General features: G+C 33.7%; 25 protein-coding genes and 1 pseudogene. 23 read left to right on the top strand and 3 right to left on the bottom strand.

The annotated features are described in order from the left end of the window. The first annotated feature begins 44 nt into the window (after nt 1-44). The 3 genes from CD29_RS08185 to CD29_RS08195 all read left to right on the top strand — a co-directional run bounded on the left by CD29_RS08185 (nt 45) and on the right by CD29_RS08195 (nt 2,545). The gene (locus tag CD29_RS08185; protein ID WP_036185390.1) at nt 45-782 is read left to right on the top strand and encodes a metallophosphoesterase family protein; all 738 of its coding nucleotides are present in this window, start codon (nt 45-47) and stop codon (nt 780-782) included. 141 nt (nt 783-923) lie between these two features. Then, nucleotides 924-1,574, top strand: a complete 651-nt coding sequence (locus CD29_RS08190) for a hypothetical protein (RefSeq protein WP_036185211.1) — start codon at nt 924-926, stop codon at nt 1,572-1,574. Nucleotides 1,575-2,083: 509 nt separating this feature from the next. Next, entirely contained in the window at nt 2,084-2,545 is a 462-nt protein-coding gene (locus CD29_RS08195) for a hypothetical protein (protein WP_036185212.1), read from the top strand. A 400-nt stretch (nt 2,546-2,945) separates the two neighbouring features. Here CD29_RS08195 and CD29_RS19960 read toward each other — a convergent pair whose 3' ends face one another. Both CD29_RS19960 and CD29_RS08200 read right to left on the bottom strand, forming a co-directional pair. After that, nucleotides 2,946-3,080 carry a YrzI family small protein gene (locus CD29_RS19960; RefSeq protein ID WP_081976194.1) on the bottom strand — a complete coding sequence of 45 codons (135 nt, stop codon included), beginning with the start codon at nt 3,078-3,080 and terminating at the stop codon, nt 2,946-2,948. A 498-nt stretch (nt 3,081-3,578) separates the two neighbouring features. Next, nucleotides 3,579-4,007, bottom strand: a complete 429-nt coding sequence (locus CD29_RS08200; protein WP_036185214.1) for a hypothetical protein — start codon at nt 4,005-4,007, stop codon at nt 3,579-3,581. Between the two features lie 186 nt (nt 4,008-4,193). Between CD29_RS08200 and CD29_RS08205 the strand changes: the two genes are divergently transcribed. The 19 genes and pseudogenes from CD29_RS08205 (at nt 4,194) to CD29_RS08295 (ending at nt 16,684) form a co-directional block, all read left to right on the top strand. Beyond that, a complete protein-coding gene (locus CD29_RS08205; RefSeq protein ID WP_036185217.1) occupies nt 4,194-5,150 on the top strand; it encodes a DNA/RNA non-specific endonuclease in 957 nt (318 codons plus the stop codon). 1,062 nt (nt 5,151-6,212) lie between these two features. After that, the gene (locus CD29_RS08215) at nt 6,213-7,079 is read left to right on the top strand and encodes an NAD(P)-dependent alcohol dehydrogenase (protein WP_268870979.1); all 867 of its coding nucleotides are present in this window, start codon (nt 6,213-6,215) and stop codon (nt 7,077-7,079) included. Between the two features lie 122 nt (nt 7,080-7,201). After that, nucleotides 7,202-7,579 (top strand): ArsR/SmtB family transcription factor, encoded by a 378-nt coding sequence (locus CD29_RS08220; RefSeq protein ID WP_235801798.1) that lies wholly within the window; start codon nt 7,202-7,204, stop codon nt 7,577-7,579. Between the two features lie 19 nt (nt 7,580-7,598). Then, nucleotides 7,599-8,096 (top strand): SRPBCC family protein, encoded by a 498-nt coding sequence (locus CD29_RS08225; RefSeq protein ID WP_036185228.1) that lies wholly within the window; start codon nt 7,599-7,601, stop codon nt 8,094-8,096. Between the two features lie 50 nt (nt 8,097-8,146). Further along, nucleotides 8,147-8,545 (top strand): VOC family protein, encoded by a 399-nt coding sequence (locus tag CD29_RS08230; protein ID WP_036185230.1) that lies wholly within the window; start codon nt 8,147-8,149, stop codon nt 8,543-8,545. A 183-nt stretch (nt 8,546-8,728) separates the two neighbouring features. Continuing rightward, a complete protein-coding gene (locus tag CD29_RS08235; RefSeq protein WP_036185233.1) occupies nt 8,729-9,043 on the top strand; it encodes a YrdB family protein in 315 nt (104 codons plus the stop codon). Nucleotides 9,044-9,110: 67 nt separating this feature from the next. After that, nucleotides 9,111-9,575 carry a GNAT family N-acetyltransferase gene (locus tag CD29_RS08240; protein WP_036185235.1) on the top strand — a complete coding sequence of 155 codons (465 nt, stop codon included), beginning with the start codon at nt 9,111-9,113 and terminating at the stop codon, nt 9,573-9,575. Between the two features lie 28 nt (nt 9,576-9,603). Next, the gene (locus CD29_RS08245) at nt 9,604-10,221 is read left to right on the top strand and encodes an FMN-binding negative transcriptional regulator (RefSeq protein WP_036185236.1); all 618 of its coding nucleotides are present in this window, start codon (nt 9,604-9,606) and stop codon (nt 10,219-10,221) included. Nucleotides 10,222-10,393: 172 nt separating this feature from the next. After that, on the top strand, nt 10,394-11,884 hold the full coding sequence (locus tag CD29_RS08250) for a serine hydrolase domain-containing protein (protein WP_036185237.1): 1,491 nt from the start codon (nt 10,394-10,396) through the stop codon (nt 11,882-11,884). Nucleotides 11,885-11,996: 112 nt separating this feature from the next. Beyond that, on the top strand, nt 11,997-12,350 hold the full coding sequence (locus tag CD29_RS08255; RefSeq protein ID WP_036185239.1) for a DUF2200 domain-containing protein: 354 nt from the start codon (nt 11,997-11,999) through the stop codon (nt 12,348-12,350). A 142-nt stretch (nt 12,351-12,492) separates the two neighbouring features. Beyond that, nucleotides 12,493-12,819: a hypothetical protein gene (locus CD29_RS08260; protein WP_036185240.1), complete on the top strand. Its 327-nt coding sequence runs from the start codon at nt 12,493-12,495 to the stop codon at nt 12,817-12,819. A gap of 36 nt (nt 12,820-12,855) precedes the next feature. Further along, nucleotides 12,856-13,002, top strand: coding sequence for a hypothetical protein (locus CD29_RS20220; RefSeq protein WP_156111881.1), 147 nt, complete (start codon nt 12,856-12,858; stop codon nt 13,000-13,002). Between the two features lie 35 nt (nt 13,003-13,037). Then, nucleotides 13,038-13,259, top strand: coding sequence for a hypothetical protein (locus tag CD29_RS08265; protein WP_036185241.1), 222 nt, complete (start codon nt 13,038-13,040; stop codon nt 13,257-13,259). Nucleotides 13,260-13,301: 42 nt separating this feature from the next. Next, on the top strand, nt 13,302-13,766 hold the full coding sequence (locus CD29_RS08270) for a GNAT family N-acetyltransferase (protein ID WP_036185245.1): 465 nt from the start codon (nt 13,302-13,304) through the stop codon (nt 13,764-13,766). 41 nt (nt 13,767-13,807) lie between these two features. Then, nucleotides 13,808-14,386: pseudogene (locus CD29_RS08275) on the top strand (histidine phosphatase family protein); the annotation flags it as partial. A 133-nt stretch (nt 14,387-14,519) separates the two neighbouring features. Further along, on the top strand, nt 14,520-14,957 hold the full coding sequence (locus CD29_RS08280; RefSeq protein WP_036185247.1) for a hypothetical protein: 438 nt from the start codon (nt 14,520-14,522) through the stop codon (nt 14,955-14,957). Between the two features lie 402 nt (nt 14,958-15,359). After that, the gene (locus tag CD29_RS08285; RefSeq protein WP_235801800.1) at nt 15,360-15,875 is read left to right on the top strand and encodes a hypothetical protein; all 516 of its coding nucleotides are present in this window, start codon (nt 15,360-15,362) and stop codon (nt 15,873-15,875) included. Nucleotides 15,876-16,001: 126 nt separating this feature from the next. Then, complete coding sequence (locus tag CD29_RS08290; RefSeq protein ID WP_036185249.1) at nt 16,002-16,310, top strand: hypothetical protein; 309 nt, start codon at nt 16,002-16,004, stop codon at nt 16,308-16,310. A gap of 86 nt (nt 16,311-16,396) precedes the next feature. Beyond that, nucleotides 16,397-16,684 carry a hypothetical protein gene (locus CD29_RS08295; protein ID WP_036185251.1) on the top strand — a complete coding sequence of 96 codons (288 nt, stop codon included), beginning with the start codon at nt 16,397-16,399 and terminating at the stop codon, nt 16,682-16,684. Between the two features lie 262 nt (nt 16,685-16,946). Here CD29_RS08295 and sspO read toward each other — a convergent pair whose 3' ends face one another. Then, entirely contained in the window at nt 16,947-17,102 is a 156-nt protein-coding gene (gene sspO, locus CD29_RS08300; protein ID WP_036185254.1) for a small acid-soluble spore protein O, read from the bottom strand. Between the two features lie 220 nt (nt 17,103-17,322). On the opposite strand from sspO, the gene CD29_RS08305 reads away from it, so the two are divergent. Continuing rightward, entirely contained in the window at nt 17,323-17,520 is a 198-nt protein-coding gene (locus CD29_RS08305) for a hypothetical protein (protein WP_036185256.1), read from the top strand. Nucleotides 17,521-17,566: the final 46 nt, after the last annotated feature.

Consider the following 17,566-nt stretch of genomic DNA (forward strand, 5'->3'; position numbering starts at 1 on the left):
ATTGAAGTTGACAGGCAAATTTTTATGGAGATGGTGTGATGAGAATGGAAACTAATATTGCAATTATCACTGATATTCATGGGAATAGCGCTGCATTAAAAGCTGTTCTAGAAAACATTGATAAAGATAAGCAAATAGAGCATATTTATTGTCTTGGTGATTTAATAGGAATTGGTCATGAAACTAATGAAGTTCTTGAAATTTTGTTTTCACGTGAAAATATATCATTTGTAAAGGGAAATCATGATGAAGCAATATTAAGAATAATCCAAGGGAAAGAACCAAGCAGTGTTGGTGAGGAAAGGGAACACCATCAATGGATTGCATCTAGATTAGATGAGAAATTTATTCCTAGATTATCTAGTGTTCCAAATAAACTAGAAAAAGTATTAAACGGAGTAAACTTTTTATTTGTTCATTATCATTTAAGGGAAAAAGATAAATTTTTATCAATTGATTATGAACCTAATACCAACAAACTCGACGAGATTTATAAAAACTCTAATGCAGACGTTATCTGTTTTGGACACCATCATATTATTCATCACTTTAAATCTAGTAAGAGACTTTATCTCAATCCAAGTTCGTTAGGATGTAACACTAAACCATTTGCACCATATTTAAAACTGCGTATTGGAATGGCTCGTCAAATAGAAGTTACTTTTTTTGAAGTACCTTATGATAATAAGGATTTTTTACTATCATATGAAAAACAAAGTGTTCCAGCTAGGGATTTTATATTGAAGGTATTTCATGGTGAACAGCATTTACAATATATCTAAATCCTTATTAAACGAACGAAGGCGTTTCTTCAAGAAGGAAAAATGCCTTTTCTTATTGAAGTAAGGGGTCAGGTTGGTGGAAAAGGTTAGGTTTGAGGAATAAATACATTTACTTTTTATTGGGTGGAAAGGGGGGAAAGTGTGATAGGCGTTAGCCAAGCAAAAGCAAAAACATTATTCTGGATTTTCTTCATCATTCTCGGCGGTATGAACACAGTTCTTATCATTTATATTATTGACCATTTGATACCATTGAATAAGACTGGAAAAACAATCATTGCTTTAGTCATTTTTATAGTCGCAATTATTCCATTAACCGGATTTTTAGCAGAAAAAGTCACCAAAATCTCCTTAAGACTTGGACTCGAAAAACGAAGGAATTTCATAATCTTCTTAGCGATAATTGTCATGATTCCTATTATGATGATTTTCAATGAAAATAGAGAGAAGGATCTGGATGAGGTCATTCAGTTCCAAACCAAGAATGTCGATTACATCATTATTGGTAATGAATTTGAAAACAGGACGGTTCAAGAAAAGCACGCAGTAGAGTTGAAGGAATTATTAAATCAATACAGAGTGAAAAAAATGAAGGATTCTGAATGGGATCCTGATGTTTCAAAGGAAAAAGGGTATTATATTACGATTTATTCAAAAGGAAAACCAATCATTGCTTCTATTTATGAAAATCGTATACTATCCGTAAATCGTGGAAATTATTATCATGTACTTAATGGACCCATTGATTTGACGTGGTTTGATGAACTTTATGAAGAATTGAGGCAAGATTAGAGTGATAGAAAAGACGTGCTTGTAACAGGCAAGTCTTCGTTTGTTTATTCAATTAATGTAGGTTTTCCAATCAAAGATGTTTTCCTTAACTAACAGGGCGTTGATCCAAGAGGGATTAATGTCCTTTTTTGTAGAAGTTATTGCACTAAAGGGGCACATTAGTTCAAAAACCTTTGGTAAAAGAATAATGTGAAAATAAAGACATACCTTCTTAATAAGAGGTGCTATGTATTCTTGGGAATCATTAGAATTATCATAGTGATTATTATTTTTGCTTTATATCTCTATCAACTGATTACTCAAAATTACAAGTTAATGTCGTATTTTATTTTGTTCTTCTGGGAATTTGTATTGATTACAAGATTCACCGAATTTCAGAAAGGCAGAAAAGGCTTAGGGTATATAACCATTGTTGTCTCTTTTTTGCTTTTCCAAGTTTCCATAAAGGGTTTCTTACTGAACTAACTGGGGCAATTGATTTCAAAATTAAAAATTATGGGGGATAAGAAATGAAAAAATTATTAACTCTATTAATTTTAGGTTTAGTAAGTTTCGTATTGTTCTCTTGTAATCAGACTGATGTGGCTAACCCCAATAAGGATTTGTATATCGGTCACATAAACATTGTGGAAGATACACTTATTTTGGATGAGGTTGAATGGATAACAGATGAAAACCAAGATCGAATAACAGAGTTAGGATTGTCTCAATCTGACATGCCTAATGGATATTATATAAATAATCCAAGTACAGACACAGTATCTTTTAAAATAGCTGAAGATACTGAATACAATTTTGTGGTATTACAATCTCTTTCATTTTATAAAGAAGGAGAAGATAGAAATTACAGTACAACAAAAAAGGAAGAATTCATGGAATTCCTGAACAACGTGTATTCGGATAAGGTTGTATTCTGGGTTGAAGTAAAAGACGGTTTTGTAGTAAGTATTAAAGAGCAGTTTACGAATTAACACACAAATGCTTATATGTTGTGTACATTAAAGGCAACAAGGTAGGGAAAAAAGAAAAAAGCATGAACTATTCCATAAGTGAATAGTTATGCTTTTTTTGTTGAAATGATAAAGTTATTTGTGTTTTGTGATTCAAAAGAGAGCGAATTAGATAGTTTCGGCTGTCCTTTAATATGGTCAACTTCTCAAATAATAGAGGATAATTTACTTTTTAGAAATTTTAGTGACTAAAAAGATATTTATATGCCATTTGACCATCTGTTAATTTTTTCCGATAACTGCTGTGGTGGATTTTTTGACTAGCTAGGTTGAGTCTTTCTCCACCAATAAAATTGCATAACGTCTAATCATATAAATCATCTCAATTCCCACCTTTCAAATTTTTTTAACAAAATTAATTTTAACGCATATAATTTTCTACTTTTCTTCGGCTATCTTCAAAGATTTTTTGCGCATTTTCATTTTGAAGTGCTTTCTCAAGAGAAACCTCACGTTTTTTAATAGTAATCGTGAGAGAAAAAATGTTTAATACCATGTCTTATCACCTCCTTAAATTACCCTGAGAAATGGAAAAAACCGCAGGGGGACTCCCCTGCGGTAAAAAAAGACACAAAAATACCGCAGGGGCACACATCTCCCTGCGGTATGGGTATGCTTAATTAATTACAAAAAAATCTTAAGCGATCCATTCCGATCTAGTCGAATGTGTGATTTTCATTTTTGATGAAGTTGTATCTACTAATTTAACGATAACGATCATTTCATTCGACCTCCTTAAGAATTTTTTATTTACTTTGTAATTATATCCATTTTCAAGCTGTTTGTAAACATTTTTTACCAACTTTTCTGAATTATGCTAATGGCTAGGAAAATTCTTTGCTGTTTTACAATATTAGATACCTGATTATATTATTACTAAGAGCCTTTTATGATAACAAAATTTGTGAAACCAGATATTTTTTATTGTCATAAGAAAACAAGCCCTTGAATCCACTTAACAGGACTCGAGTCTATTAACTTTTAATGGATAGCTTTATTTACTCATTTCATTCAATTCTTTATATAAAACATATTTCAAAGCAGAAATTTCATCTTCAGAAAGTTTACCTTCAATTTCGGATAGTATTTCTTCCTCACTAATTGAACCGTTTTGCGCTTGTTCCTGAATTTCAAGTATACGATTAACGCCCACTTTTGATATTATCACCCGTGTCGCATCTTCCTTCGTTTGGAAGGGAAGCGTATCTGGGTTTGTCGTTGCTGCCTCTTTTACTATTTCTTGAACCTTCGGATCGTTCTCTATATAGGATTTTATTTCTTCTAGAGTTTCGTTATCTAAAGAAGTTTTCATTGTTTCGATTATTTTTTCGGAAGCAATATTTGTCCCGAAATGCCACACAGCATAGCCAGCTGCTCCAACTAAAACAAGAATTATTGCGGTAATTGTTAAGAACTTTTTCATCGACTCACTCCTGACATTTTGAATTTAGCACAACTTCTCGAAATTACAAAGAAAAGATCTTTTTCCCTACTAATTTGAAGTTAAACTTGAAATGTACTATTATCAATATGTTAATAGTGTTAATCTATTATAACATGCGAGATTTTCAATTTGAACATCATGAAACTATTATAGGAGAGTCCTAAGATGAAAAAGAAAATAAATTATTTAATGTTACTTTTAACGATCATCTTTATGGTTGGTTGCACCGACGTAGAAGATGTATCCAATACAGATGTAGAAACTGAACCACAAGAAGTAAACGCAGTTGAAACAAATGAAACTAGCGATGTAGAAGAAACGATTCCTACAGTTGATGATGAACCAGTAGTAGAGGAAACACCAGCTCAACCAAATAATGAACTGTTCGCAGGATACAAGCTTATTGAAGTTGATGGTGGTGATTTGTCAGGATATCGTGAAGCTAACGTTGTTGTTAATATTGGTTTTGGGGACCGTGAATATTGGGCATTTACGAATGAATACGGGCAACTAGTGCGTGTTGTTGCAGACAAAATCATTCTACAAGATGACCGTAACGAACCTGTATTATCGACTGGCAGATACTACTCTGATGAGGCAAAGGTTCCTGGTGTTGAAAGTCCCGATTTAGATGAAGGACACGTCATAGCTGATTCTCTTGGGGGAGTATCAAATGCTTATAATATTACTCCACAAGAAAGTACACTAAACCGCCATGGTGATCAAGCTTATATGGAAGATGCGATTCGTAAAGCTGGTGGAGCCACAAATTTTGAAGCAATTATCACATATCCGAATACGAAAACACAGATTCCTTCAAGTTATAAATATACCTATACTATAAAAGGTAACAAAATCGTTGATACATTTGACAATGTGAACCCTGATAAAGTTAACGAATCACTCGGCTTAACAGGCAGTAAGCCATCCAATTCAACTAATACAAACAAAAATACAAATACAAATACAAACCATGATATTTCTACTGTTGATACAAACGGAAATGGTCAAGTGACGATTAAAGAAGCTAAAGAAGCTGGTTACAGTATGCCAATAACGAGTGATCATTGGTTATACCCTTATATGGATGATCGTGATGGGGACGGTATGGTAGGAGAGTAATGCTTTAGAATTTTGATGCATAATAAATGAACGATTTCCGCTTTGGCGATGTTGTGAATTAATGAAGACCTTTTGCGCGGAGAAATCAATTGCAAAAGGTCCTCATAAGACCGATGAAGACCTTTTGCGCGGAGAAATCCAGTAGAAAAGGTCTTCATAAGGCGGATGAAGACCTTTTGCGCGGAGAAATCCAGTAGAAAAGGTCTTCATAAGGCGGATGAAGACCATTTGTGCAAGGAAATCCAGTAGAAAAGGTCTTCATAAGGCAGATGAAGACCATTTGTGCAAGGAAATCGATTGGAAAAGGTCCTCATAAAACCGATGAAGACTTTTTGAGCAAAAGAACCTTCTAGAAAAGGTCGTCATACCGATGAAACCTCCAATAAATTTAGCGAAATATTGTACTAAAGTAACGAGGGCTATTCTTCAAAAGGAGAATAGTCTTTTCTTATGGAATTAATAAAGATACCTATAATCAAATATGGCATTATGCATTATTGACCCGTACAGATTCGGGCTATTGACAGAAAAACGCTCAGAGGATTAGGAGAATTGTGGATAATAGGAGTGTATGCAATTTATTTTCTGTTCGAAAGAAACTTTAGTAATACGAAACATAGAGTAAATAAAGTAAGGAATAGAATTGAGGAAACTCGTGCAATCGATTAAAGCTTTTTTTATTCATTTTTTAAGTGAACCATGGTGGTTTAAGTTATTAATCACCACCACTTTATTAATTTCAATTTTCTTTAGTAGCTTCATCTTCGAAACCCAACCATATTTACAAAGCTTGGCAAAGTTAGCTGCTGCCGTTTTCTTTTGTGCATATGGATATAAGTTTAGAAGAAGCAGAAAACACCTTAGAATATTTTCTTTCTTAGCTCTACTCTGCATTGTTCTAGCTATAGTAGAACTGTCGTGGTAACACAAGGTTCTTCATTCTTACTTTGAACCGAGGAGGTATGAAAGATAAAAGCAGCCATTTATAAATCCTATGGACCCCCAGAAGTCCTAGAGATAACAGATGTCGAAAGGCCAACCATCAAAGATGACGATAGAGTATTGATTCGAGTGCATAATGCTTCGGTCAATCAATATGACAATCTGTATCGAAAGGGATATTTCCCTACAAGGTTAGGGAATGGTCTTACAAAACCAAAATCGCTAATTCTGGGAATTGATGTTGCAGGTACCGTTGAAGCGGTAGGCAAAAATGTAAACAAATTCAAGGTTGGAGATCGTGTTTTTGGGAGTTGTGTTGGGTCACATGCCGAATTTGTCTGTCCTCGGCAGAGTGTTTTAAGTATAATGCCTAGGAACGCAACTTTTGAAGAAGCAGCTGCGATACCATGTGCTGCTCAAACAGCGCTACAAGCTCTACGGAATGTAGCACAGATTAAACAAGGCCAAAAAGTGTTAATCTATGGTGCTTCAGGTGGTGTTGGTCACTTTGCTGTTCAGCTTGCAAAATACTTTGGGGCTGAAGTAACAGCAGTTTGTAGTACATCGAATCTTCAGTGGGTTAAAGACCTCGGAGCACACTACGTGATCGATTATACAAAGGAAGATTTCACGGATAACGGAAATAAATATGATATCATTTTCGATGCAGTAGCTAAGAGGACCTTTTTTAATTGTAGGCGTTCACTAACTGAAAAAGGTGTGTATATTACAGAAAATCCAATTACCCCCATATACCACCCATTGCAGTTAATGATAAGTCCTTTATTTGGTAGCAAAAGAGCAAAGAACCATCTTGCAATACCTAATGAAAAGGATTTGGATTTCCTACGAGTGCTTATAGAGGAAGAAAAAATAAAACCCGTTATTGAGAAGTGCTATCCATTTGATCAGATTATTCAGGCTCACAGACATATTGAAAGCGGACGCACAAAGGGGAAAATTGTCTTGAAAATTAATATGGAGTGATTGCACCTCCTCCATATGGCATATTGAATTAGCGCGGGCATTGATCCAAAAAGGGATTAATGCCTTTTTTCGTTGCAGTAATAGTTATAAATTAAGCTGATCTTTTATATTTAACTAAATGGTTGAATATAAAAACTAATTCTGATATATTTAACCACATGGTTAACCATTATGAAGATAATTTAAATGATATTTTTCATGCTTTAGCTGATTCGACAAGAAGAGAAATGGTTCAGATGATGGCGGAAAGAGAAAGGACGGTTTCTGAATTAGCAGAGCCTTTTGATATGTCCCTTGCTGGGATTTCAAAGCATCTTAAGGTTCTTGAGAGAGCAAATTTAGTGGAAAGGAGTATCAATGGAAGAACTCACATCTGTCGACTAAATACTGAATCGTTATCTCAAGCTACTAAGTGGCTTCAATTTTATGAGCGATTTTGGAACAATCGTTTTGATCTTTTGGAAAGCGAGCTAATGAAAGCTAAGAAGAATGAAAATTAAATATCCCAAGGAGAATTTTATGACTAACATTTCAACGACAACTTTAACAATGAAAAGAGAATTTGGTGTACAACCTGAACGTGTTTTTGATGCATGGTTGAACCCATTAATGATGAAAAAGTGGTTTTTCACATTAGAAGGTACGAACAAGGTCGCACAGAATGATCCTAGAGTTGGTGGCACTTGGGAGATTGTAGACCACCGAGGGGGAACAGATTATCAAGCAGTAGGTGAGTATCTTGAAATCGCCCCTCCAAACAAATTAGTTTTCACTTTTAAAATGCCTCAATTTAGTGAATTACAAGATATCATCACGGTTGAATTAAAAGAAACTTCTACAGGTTGTGAAATGACTTTTACCCAGCTCATTCACGTTGCAGAAGAAGATAATTGGACAGAAGCGGATCTTGAAAAAGCTCTCGGAGAATATCGCGATGGTTCTGAACATGGTTGGAACTTAATGTTCATGGGACTGAAGGAATTAGCCGAAACTGGATCTATTAGCTACAAAGGTTAATTGCCTGAATAAGACATTATTAAAATCAATTAATGAAAGGTGGACATACAATGTCAAAAGTAACACCATTTTTAATGTTCCAAGAAGGAAATGCAGAAGAAGCGATGAATTTTTATACTTCATTAATAGAGGATTCAGAAATTAAAAGTATCATTCGCTATGGAGCAAATCAGGGTGGCGAAGAAGGGACTGTGATGAAAGCAGTCTTTTCATTAAAAGGGCAGGAATTTATGTGTATCGATAGTAATATAAAACATGAATTTACGTTCACACCATCGTTTTCAATCTTTATCACTTGCGATACAGAAAAGGAAATAGACCATCTTTATGAAAAGTTAAGCGAAGGTGGAGGCGCACTAATGCCAATTGGCGATTATGGTTTTAGTCAAAAGTTTGGCTGGCTTGTTGACCGTTTCGGCGTATCTTGGCAACTTGATTTACCTAAGTGATAAATAAATACCATTAGCAGTTTAAATTAAGACATCTCTTTTAGAACAAGACCATTAATCCAGAAGAAGGATTAATGGCCTTTTTTATTGAACTTATTTTACGAACGAGGAAGATTAGCAGACTAAAACTTGTATAAATTGAGATGAGTCTATTGTAGAAAAAACAAGATTAGGAGGTTGGTAATGATACTATTCATAATGGCAAGTAGATTTATTTGCGAAATATTAGCTCTAATCATTTTCGGAATGTGGGGCTTTTTGCAAGGGAAAATTGTTGGAGCCATTGGAGCGCCATTAGTGGTAGCTGTTATTTGGGCCATGTTTGGTTCCCCAAACGCACCTTATAAACTTCAAGGTTTTTATGGTTCAATTTTAGAGTTATTCATATTTTTAGTAGCAAGCTATATCCTATATAGTCTGGGACATACGTACTTAAGCTTAATCTATTGCATTATAGCTTTTGGAATATCGATACTTATTCATTTTATGGATATATAGTTTAAAAGTGAATCGTTGATGAAGGAACTTTAATTTTTACTGTTAATTAATAGCAGGAGGGATTTCATTGGAAGAAAAATTAAGGTTTAGACTAGCGACTGAAAAAGATTTAGAGCAGATTGTCTCATTGCTTGCAGATGATCTGTTGGGAAGTCAACGTGAGCGTTATGAGATTCCACTTCCTACAAGTTACATAAAAGCATTTGAGGCGATTACCGCCGACCCTAATAATGAGTTAGTAGTCGCTGATAACGGCAATGAAGAAGTAATTGGTGTCCTTCAAATTACGTTTACACCTTATCTCACACATCAAGGTGGATGGAGAGCCACAATCGAAGGAGTGAGAACATCCAATTCGGTGAGAGGAAAAGGTGTAGGATCGGAACTCATAAAATTTGCCATTCAGCGTGCAAAAGAACGTGGTTGTCATTTGGTTCAACTAACAACGGATAAACAACGACAAGATGCTTTAAGGTTTTATGAGCGATTAGGATTTCAAGCAACACATGAAGGGATGAAACTGAAGCTTTAAGTATTCAACACGTGGAGGGAATGCCATTATGTTTATACCAAAATATTTTCAAGTGAAAAATATGGATGAAGTCATAGAATTTATGAAAGACAATTCCTTTGCAACGATCGTTACAACAAGAAAAGGGAAGCCGATTGCGACACATCTCCCATTACAGCTTCAAAAAGAGGGAGAGGATTATTTCATTACTGGACATGTAGCCTATGGGAATCCCCAATGGAGAACATTTGAAGCGAATGAAAGTGTTCTTGTTATTTATCAAGGACCACATGCGTATATATCTTCTTCATGGTATGGCCATGAAAATGTACCAACATGGAATTATCAGGCAGTACATGTATATGGACAGGCAACTATTTTAAGTGAAGAAGAGTTAAAACGAGATCTAACGAAGTTGTTGGAAAAGTACGAAAGCAATCGTGAAAATCCAATCTTGTGGGATAAAGTATCTCCCGAATTATTAGAACGAGAGCTAAAAGGAATTGTAGGATTTAAAATAAAGGTGGAAGAAATTCAAGCTGCATATAAACTAAGTCAAAATCGAAATGAAGAAGATTATCACAATATCATTGAAAAATTACAAGAAGAAGATCATCCAAATTCAGTGCAAATGGCTGAAGTGATGAAAAAGAACATAATTCGATAACATACCGGACCTAAAAAGCACCAATAATGTCTGGTAAATAGTTGCGGTGAGTACATTTTAACAATAGAAGTAATTTTAAGTGACAAAAATGTAACGTTAGATCCTCAAATGTTAGATGAATCGATGGTTGCTTGGCCCTCTAACTTGCTATATTTTTCCTATAGAAAGGGGGATGAGTAAGTTGAGAAAAGTAATGTCAGTGATAGTAATCTTTTTTTGGATGAATGCTTTAATTCCGCAAGCTCATGCAATTTCAAATGATAAAATTCTTAAAATTGAACGATTTGTTGAGGAACAAATGGAGATTAGCAAAATTCCAGGGATATCGTTAGTTGTAGTAGAGAAAGGGAAAACCGTTTATCAAAAAGGTTTTGGGTACGCGGATGTAAAGGAGAAAAAACCTGTTACTAGTAATACTCTATTTGAACTAGCTTCAACATCCAAAGCCTTCACAGGTCTAGCCATTTTACAATTAGAAAAAGAGGGGTTATTAAAACGCACAGATGATGTAAGAAAATATATCCCATGGTTGGAGCTGGAATATAATAACGAACCGCAAACAATTACAATTGATCAATTGCTTTTTCATACGAGTGGAATCGCTTCGAATACGATTGTACAAATTCCTAAAAGTAATGCAGAGAACGCACTAGAATTAACAGTAAAAACCTTAGTTGATCAGCCATTAAATCGAAAACCAGGGAGCTCTTTTGAATATGCAACATTAAATTACAATGTTTTAGGTCTTGTCATTGAAACGGTGTCTAATCAGCCTTACGATGTTTATATTAAACAATTATTAGACCAAATCGGTATGAAAGATTCATATGTTGGGTTACATCAAGTGGGATCCAATGAGTTGGCAACTGGTTATAAAATAGGATTTAAGAAAGAACAAGAATTTACGCCACCGTTGTATCGTGGAAATACACCAGCTGGTTATATTATCAGTAATTCAAATGATATTGCAAAATGGCTGAATCTACAGTTAGGTTTCATACAGAACGATATAATTAGCAGACAAACGATTGAAGAATCCCAAGTCCCAGATCAATCCGTAGAACCTTTCGATCAGAACACCTATTATACTAGTGGGTGGAGCATCCTAGAAAAGAACGGCAAAAAATACATATTCCATGCTGGTGAAAACCCAACGTTTACAACTTATTTCATCATGCAACCTGATGAAAAAATTGGTGTGGCCATTCTATCTAACATGAATTCAACTTATACTACAGCAATCGGTCAAGGTGTGATGGATTTGTGGGAAGGGAATCCTGTTAATAGCAATCATTCTGACGGGTATCAAGAAATAGATAAGATTGTAACGATTCTATGTATTATTGTGGGCTGTCTAGGTTTAATTTTTAGCAGTTTATTGTTAATAAGCTTATGGAAGATTAAAAGAAAACAACGAACTTGGGCAGTTTTAAAAGGCATGAGGATATTTCTATTAGTGTTCCATTCACTCTTTGTATCAGCGATTTTAATACTTGTAATGGTGGCTCCTAAAATACTCAATATGACTTGGGACTTCATAAAAGTATGGGGTCCAACTTCTATCTCGGTGTTTTATTATTGCGGAATAGCAACGATCATCATCTATTATTTATTTGTATTATTGTTAATTCTGACAAAAAAGAAAGTTAAGTCAATTTTGTAAATTTCGACTCATTACTTGCCAAGGTCCTTTAAAAGGGTGCAGTTTTTTCCTTGTTTGAACGCAACGATTATTCATTCTATAATAGATAAAACAGGATATAGGAGTAAGTATCATGACTACTAAACATCGAATCTATACAATGAGTGTTGCAAGTGTCTATACACATTATATTACGAAGGCGGAGAAGAAGGGCCGTACGAAAGACGAAGTCGACGAAATCATCCGTTGGTTAACAGGATATAGCCAAGAAGAATTAGAAACGCTACTTGAAAACAAAACTGACTTTGAAACCTTCTTTGCCCAAGCGCCTAAATTGAATCCTTCACGTGCTCTAATCAAAGGTGTCATCTGTGGTGTTAGAATTGAAGAAATCGAAGACCCATTGATGAAGGAAATTCGCTATCTAGATAAGCTAATCGATGAATTAGCTAAAGGAAAAGCGATGGAAAAGATTTTGCGCGGTTAATTATATTAATGAAGAAACACTGATTCCAAAATGGAACAGTGTTTTTTATTTACCTTCCAAACATAAAGTTTCCTATATTAGACAGGAGAATCCCTAGCGAATCTTGAATATGGGATTAAAGCAGTGACCGAGGTGAATGGATATGAAAAAACAATTCTATAAAGATCTTCTCTATAAATGGTTCAGAATAAAACCTAGAAATGTTGGAACAACGCTATTTGCTCCAATAAAGATCATGCCTGAATATTTGATAGACACCGAAAAAGGACAGGTAACAGGTGTCGTAAAACATAATGAGAAGGTTTACTTAACGGTACATATAGATATCCCAAATAAAAAAACTGCGGTTAAAGGCAGTCTTAGAAAGATTAAAAAACATACCAAACCTTTTAAAAAACACCATTACATAGAAATGATTAAACACGAGGCTGAATATCTAATTTATAGGGAACGTGATAATTTATTGTAAAAATACAGCGACCAAAACTAAGAGGAGGTATATAAAATGGCGACTACAATTCTATCAGTCGTACTTACCATCAGTGTATTCGTTCTATTATTCGATGGCCATGCAATTAGAAAACAAAATGAAGAAATAAAATTGCAAAATGAAAAAATTTTAGCTGAATTAGAAAGTCTAAAAAATCGATAGAAGTATATAGTTCGAAATGAGAGAAGGGGATTGGATTGAAGAAATACATAAACAAAGAAAACGAAGGGAAGTTTTTTTATGCACATATTTATATCCAATTTTCGTTAGTATTTTTAACAGGGAGTATGGTCGTTAGGCGTCTTTTAGAAGGTAAGGGGATTAGTTATTTTTGGACGGGGGGTACAATTATAACGCTGATCTTCGCAATTGATGCAACTATAAAGTACAACAGAATGAAAAAAGACAATCTTACGTAATTCGCCAATTTATCATATTCAAAGGGGTTTGGAGAGAGAAAAATGGAGTTTATACCTATTAATTTAACTAAACATAAAGAGTGTGTTATTGCTTTTCGCAAAGATTCTTTTATTGTTAGTTTTGGTACAGATAAAGACTTTGGAGATGAAAATACATATGTGGATTGGTTACAGCAACAGTCAGTGAAATATCCAAAAGGATTTGTACTACTGGTTGAAAACGAGATACCAATTGGACAACTAGAACTAACTGTAAAGGAATATGAGGGGAAAGAAATTGGTTATGTTAATCTCTATTACCTTGTTCCCAACAAACGAGGGATGGGTTTAGGGTCACTTTTACACGAGTACGCTATTAAATACTTTAAAGACAATAATGTTACTGAATACCATCTTCGTGTATCACCAACAAATAAACACGCCATTGCATTTTATAAGAAAAACGGAATGAAACAGATAAAAACAGAATTTAATGGGAAAGTTCTCAGAATGGCTGGAACTATATAAAAGATTCTATTAAAGAAGGGGAAAGAGTGACTGAATTATGATTAGTTAGACACGGGGAAACTGATTGGAATTCATTGGGGAAACTTCAAGGAAGAAAAGACATTCCTTTAAACAATAATGGAATTTTACAAGCTGAGGAATGTCGAGAATTTCTTAAAACTACCCATTGGAATGTAATAATTACAAGCCCATTAAAAAGGGCTAAGGAAACAGCAGAGATAATAAACAATGAGATAAAATCTCCAATAATAGAAATGGTTGAATTTATTGAACGGGATTATGGTGATGCAGAGGGGATGACCGTAACAGAGAGGTTAACGGCATTTCCAAACAAAAATTACCCAAATCAAGACGATAGAAGGACGTTAACAAAGCGTGTAATAGATGGAATTCAAAAAATAAACCAGTTATACCTTGGGAAAAAGGTGCTATTAGTAGCACACGGGGGAGTTATCAATACAATCTTATCCCAATTTTCAAATGGTGAAATAGGTTCAGGTAAAACAAAATTGATAAATGCATGTATTAGTAATATTGAATTTAAAGAAGAAGTGTGGAAAATAAAAAATTACAACCAAATTAGTCACCTTTCCCAATACAGAAATGAAGGTAAAGTTTAGTTTCTTATTCAACTAAAGGGGCAGATTAGTTGAATAAGTAAATATGGGTATTTAGCTAAAATTTGGAACCTATTTCATTGTTAAACGTATTAAGATTAATAGGCTGACTATTCTGAAAATAGGAGGGGTAGCGGTGAAAAAGAAGTGTCTATTATTTACTGGTATTGTGTTTATCTTTTTGTTATTAACAGCTTGTGAAAATATTGACGATTCATTAAAGGCAAAGGCATCAGACTTTGAAGGTTCAGGATTTAGAAACGATAATTATAATCAATTTATAGTTTTAGTTGAGGATGGAATATTAATTTCCAGTAATAGACTGATTCTACCACATTTAAAGACTGAAGAGACTGAAAAGAGCAGTATAGATGAAGTTGTTGAGAGAGAAAATGCTGAATCTGGAACTAGTGATTTTTTTAAAATTTATCCCGAAGGTAAAATTGAAACGAAGGGTTCAAAATACTATGTAACTCTTGATGAAAATATTTCACTAGAGTTTGAGAAAATAGCATTACGAAAAATCAAAGATTCTAAAGGTGTAGAATACGTCACACAGAAGTATCCTGAATAGCTATGCATATGTAGAAAGTAATTGAGGGTGTTGATTAACCATCAACACCTATATTGTATTTAAATAGTAATTGTAACTAGTATTATTCCTGCAATTATACCTAAACTCATTAATGCTAATTTTTTATTTTTCATTATTTCACCTCATTATTTATTTACGAAATCTTGACTCTTTAATAATCTACTACTATCAGTAATCTTAATTTTGTTAAGTCGTTTCTTAATTTTCTTAACGTCAAGTAAATATTTATTGGGTATAGTTGATGAAGAAGGTGTGGAGTATTTCACTTCAAAATATCCTGAATAACAAGATTTAATTGAATTTAATTTAAAAGATTGTTCCTATTCAACTAACGGGGCAGGTTAGTGCAAGAGTGATTTGTCTGCAAAAAGGGGGGATTTCATGAAAAAGATAACTTTATCTGTTCTCATTTTACTTATCTTGTCAGGTTGCAATAGAAGTTATGGATCGCTGGAAGAAGCAGTACAAAGTCACTGGAAAACGCCAATAGAAATTGTGAATCAAGATGAAGAAAGGCAATTAGTATATTATTTAAACCATAACCAACATATCTTAGGTGTTTACCATTACGAGAATGGAAAGTACAGATATGATAATAAACAAAGTGTTGGAATTACGTTCAGTTCAGACAATCGCTTACCTTTTTTCGTCCAAGCAAATTATTTTGAAGGTATAGGTAAAATAATTCATGGTGCCATTAAGACGAATGAACATGAGGTAGAAAAATTTATTATCCTATATAAAAATGGAGAACAGCAGGAAATTATAGCAAAAAACAATACATTCATAACTGAATATCCACCAACTATAACAACAAGTATTGAGATGTTTCAAACAGAAATTAAAAATGTAATTGGATTTGATAAACATGGAGATATTGTAGAAAGTTATAATTAGTTTTACTTAAACTAAACGGGGCTTTACTTCAAGAAGGGGGAAAGCCTTTTTCTTATTGAACTAAAGGGCGGATTACTTTAAAAGAGATTATGAATTAATAAGGTAAAAATTAAAGAGGTGAATCATATGAATAAGATAGATGTTGCTATGACTATATATTTTGTTTTTATGATTGTTGCAACTTTTGTAAGTTTTAAATATGGTTCCACTATGATTAGGAAGACAGGACTGTTCTTACCACAAGCCATCATTGCAGGAACTATTAATTTAATATTAGGTTTATTTGCAATAATAGGTTGGTTTTTCTTCGCTTGGGGTGTAAATGAGTTTCTGCTAATTGGAGGATTACTTTTTGGTATAGTTTTACTAATTATAAGTGAAGCAGCTTTGTTTATAATCCTTTTGTTAAAAAGAAAGAAATGGGTACAACAATAGAGCTTTTATTTGAACTTATTGTACTAACAAGGCAAGTTTGTTCAATAAGAAAACACAAAAGGAATTAGCATTTATGGAGGTTTGTAATGTTATTTATGATATTTGGAGTTACTGCAATAGTAGCAACTTTTATAAATCTTAATTTGTATAAAGCAGGGAAGGATTATAAACTTGCTATGGCGATAGGACTATCATTTACAGCATTAACACTCTGTGCAGAATACAGTCTTGTATCTCGTTGGGTAAAAGTAGAAGATTGGTCAGCTATAGAGGATGTAGTACCTGGTATGGAAAGGGCATTATGGTTTTTGACAATTGTTTCTATCTTACTAAATATAGCACCTATACTTTTAGAACAAAAAGGTAAGAAATAATTATTTATTGTAACTTCATTTATATAATATGCAATTAAAGTGTAAGTCTTTATGGAATACTAAAGAAGGTATTTTTAGGGATGAATTATATGAATAAGATAGATGTGCTATGAATAGCCCCCACCTTACTATAGATGGGGGGCTTGTTGTATGACTTTGATAGTACTTTTAACATTCTAAGCGCAAAATAATAAATAAAGTAAGCCGTGTATTCGATTTTAAAAAAGGTGCACTCATTTTTATAATTCATGCTTACATCAATTTATTGACGCTTTTTAGTTTTCTTATTATTAAGTCTCTCTGCCGCTGTCAAGGGTTCATTTGCAAATTCATGATCAAACTCCCTTGATAAATTTTTCCTTACTGCTTGCTTATCACTAATGGAACCACTTACATTGCTCTTTCGGTTGTTAGTCACTATAAACACCTCCATGATTTTTGTTTGCCACGTGGTGTCCTTAGTATGAAATTTTATTAAGGTTTAATGCAAAAAATAAAGGGATTCAAATCAAACATTACAGCTTGAAAGTTGATAATCGCCCTACAAATCTAAAAGAGAGTGTAGTCAATCATTTACAACTTCCTTAAAAGTATAAACAGGAAATTTCTCCTCACAATATCTGTGGAGGTGAATAGCAATGGCTAATGATCGTAATAACCGAGAAAAGTTTTCAAACGTTAACCGTAATCGCAACCAAAACGTAAATAATCGTGAAGAATTTGCAGCAGAAGCAGACTTCAATAATAATACTCACGGGGCTGCAAGCGAACTTGAAGAACGTATTAATGAAGCTAATTTCAAAAGCAATCAAAACAACTGTAACATCCCTAAATAAAACCAAATTAAATAAATATATTGTATTAGCCTCGAATTTCTAAAGA

The organism is Ureibacillus manganicus DSM 26584 (genome assembly GCF_000772945.1).
In the GTDB taxonomy this organism is placed as follows: domain Bacteria; phylum Bacillota; class Bacilli; order Bacillales_A; family Planococcaceae; genus Ureibacillus; species Ureibacillus manganicus.

What these genes read in the sequence shown, in the direction of transcription:
- CD29_RS08185 (WP_036185390.1), top strand. Translation starts at nt 45, where the DNA reads ATGGAAACTAATATTGCAATTATCACTGATATTCATGGGAATAGCGCT.
- CD29_RS08195 (WP_036185212.1), top strand. Translation starts at nt 2,084, where the DNA reads ATGAAAAAATTATTAACTCTATTAATTTTAGGTTTAGTAAGTTTCGTA.
- CD29_RS19960 (WP_081976194.1), bottom strand. Translation starts at nt 3,080, where the DNA reads ATGGTATTAAACATTTTTTCTCTCACGATTACTATTAAAAAACGTGAG.
- CD29_RS08200 (WP_036185214.1), bottom strand. Translation starts at nt 4,007, where the DNA reads ATGAAAAAGTTCTTAACAATTACCGCAATAATTCTTGTTTTAGTTGGA.
- CD29_RS08205 (WP_036185217.1), top strand. Translation starts at nt 4,194, where the DNA reads ATGAAAAAGAAAATAAATTATTTAATGTTACTTTTAACGATCATCTTT.
- CD29_RS08225 (WP_036185228.1), top strand. Translation starts at nt 7,599, where the DNA reads ATGACTAACATTTCAACGACAACTTTAACAATGAAAAGAGAATTTGGT.
- CD29_RS08230 (WP_036185230.1), top strand. Translation starts at nt 8,147, where the DNA reads ATGTCAAAAGTAACACCATTTTTAATGTTCCAAGAAGGAAATGCAGAA.
- CD29_RS08235 (WP_036185233.1), top strand. Translation starts at nt 8,729, where the DNA reads ATGATACTATTCATAATGGCAAGTAGATTTATTTGCGAAATATTAGCT.
- CD29_RS08245 (WP_036185236.1), top strand. Translation starts at nt 9,604, where the DNA reads ATGTTTATACCAAAATATTTTCAAGTGAAAAATATGGATGAAGTCATA.
- CD29_RS08250 (WP_036185237.1), top strand. Translation starts at nt 10,394, where the DNA reads ATGAGTAAGTTGAGAAAAGTAATGTCAGTGATAGTAATCTTTTTTTGG.
- CD29_RS08255 (WP_036185239.1), top strand. Translation starts at nt 11,997, where the DNA reads ATGACTACTAAACATCGAATCTATACAATGAGTGTTGCAAGTGTCTAT.
- CD29_RS08260 (WP_036185240.1), top strand. Translation starts at nt 12,493, where the DNA reads ATGAAAAAACAATTCTATAAAGATCTTCTCTATAAATGGTTCAGAATA.
- CD29_RS20220 (WP_156111881.1), top strand. Translation starts at nt 12,856, where the DNA reads ATGGCGACTACAATTCTATCAGTCGTACTTACCATCAGTGTATTCGTT.
- CD29_RS08270 (WP_036185245.1), top strand. Translation starts at nt 13,302, where the DNA reads ATGGAGTTTATACCTATTAATTTAACTAAACATAAAGAGTGTGTTATT.
- CD29_RS08285 (WP_235801800.1), top strand. Translation starts at nt 15,360, where the DNA reads ATGAAAAAGATAACTTTATCTGTTCTCATTTTACTTATCTTGTCAGGT.
- CD29_RS08290 (WP_036185249.1), top strand. Translation starts at nt 16,002, where the DNA reads ATGAATAAGATAGATGTTGCTATGACTATATATTTTGTTTTTATGATT.
- CD29_RS08295 (WP_036185251.1), top strand. Translation starts at nt 16,397, where the DNA reads ATGTTATTTATGATATTTGGAGTTACTGCAATAGTAGCAACTTTTATA.
- CD29_RS08305 (WP_036185256.1), top strand. Translation starts at nt 17,323, where the DNA reads ATGGCTAATGATCGTAATAACCGAGAAAAGTTTTCAAACGTTAACCGT.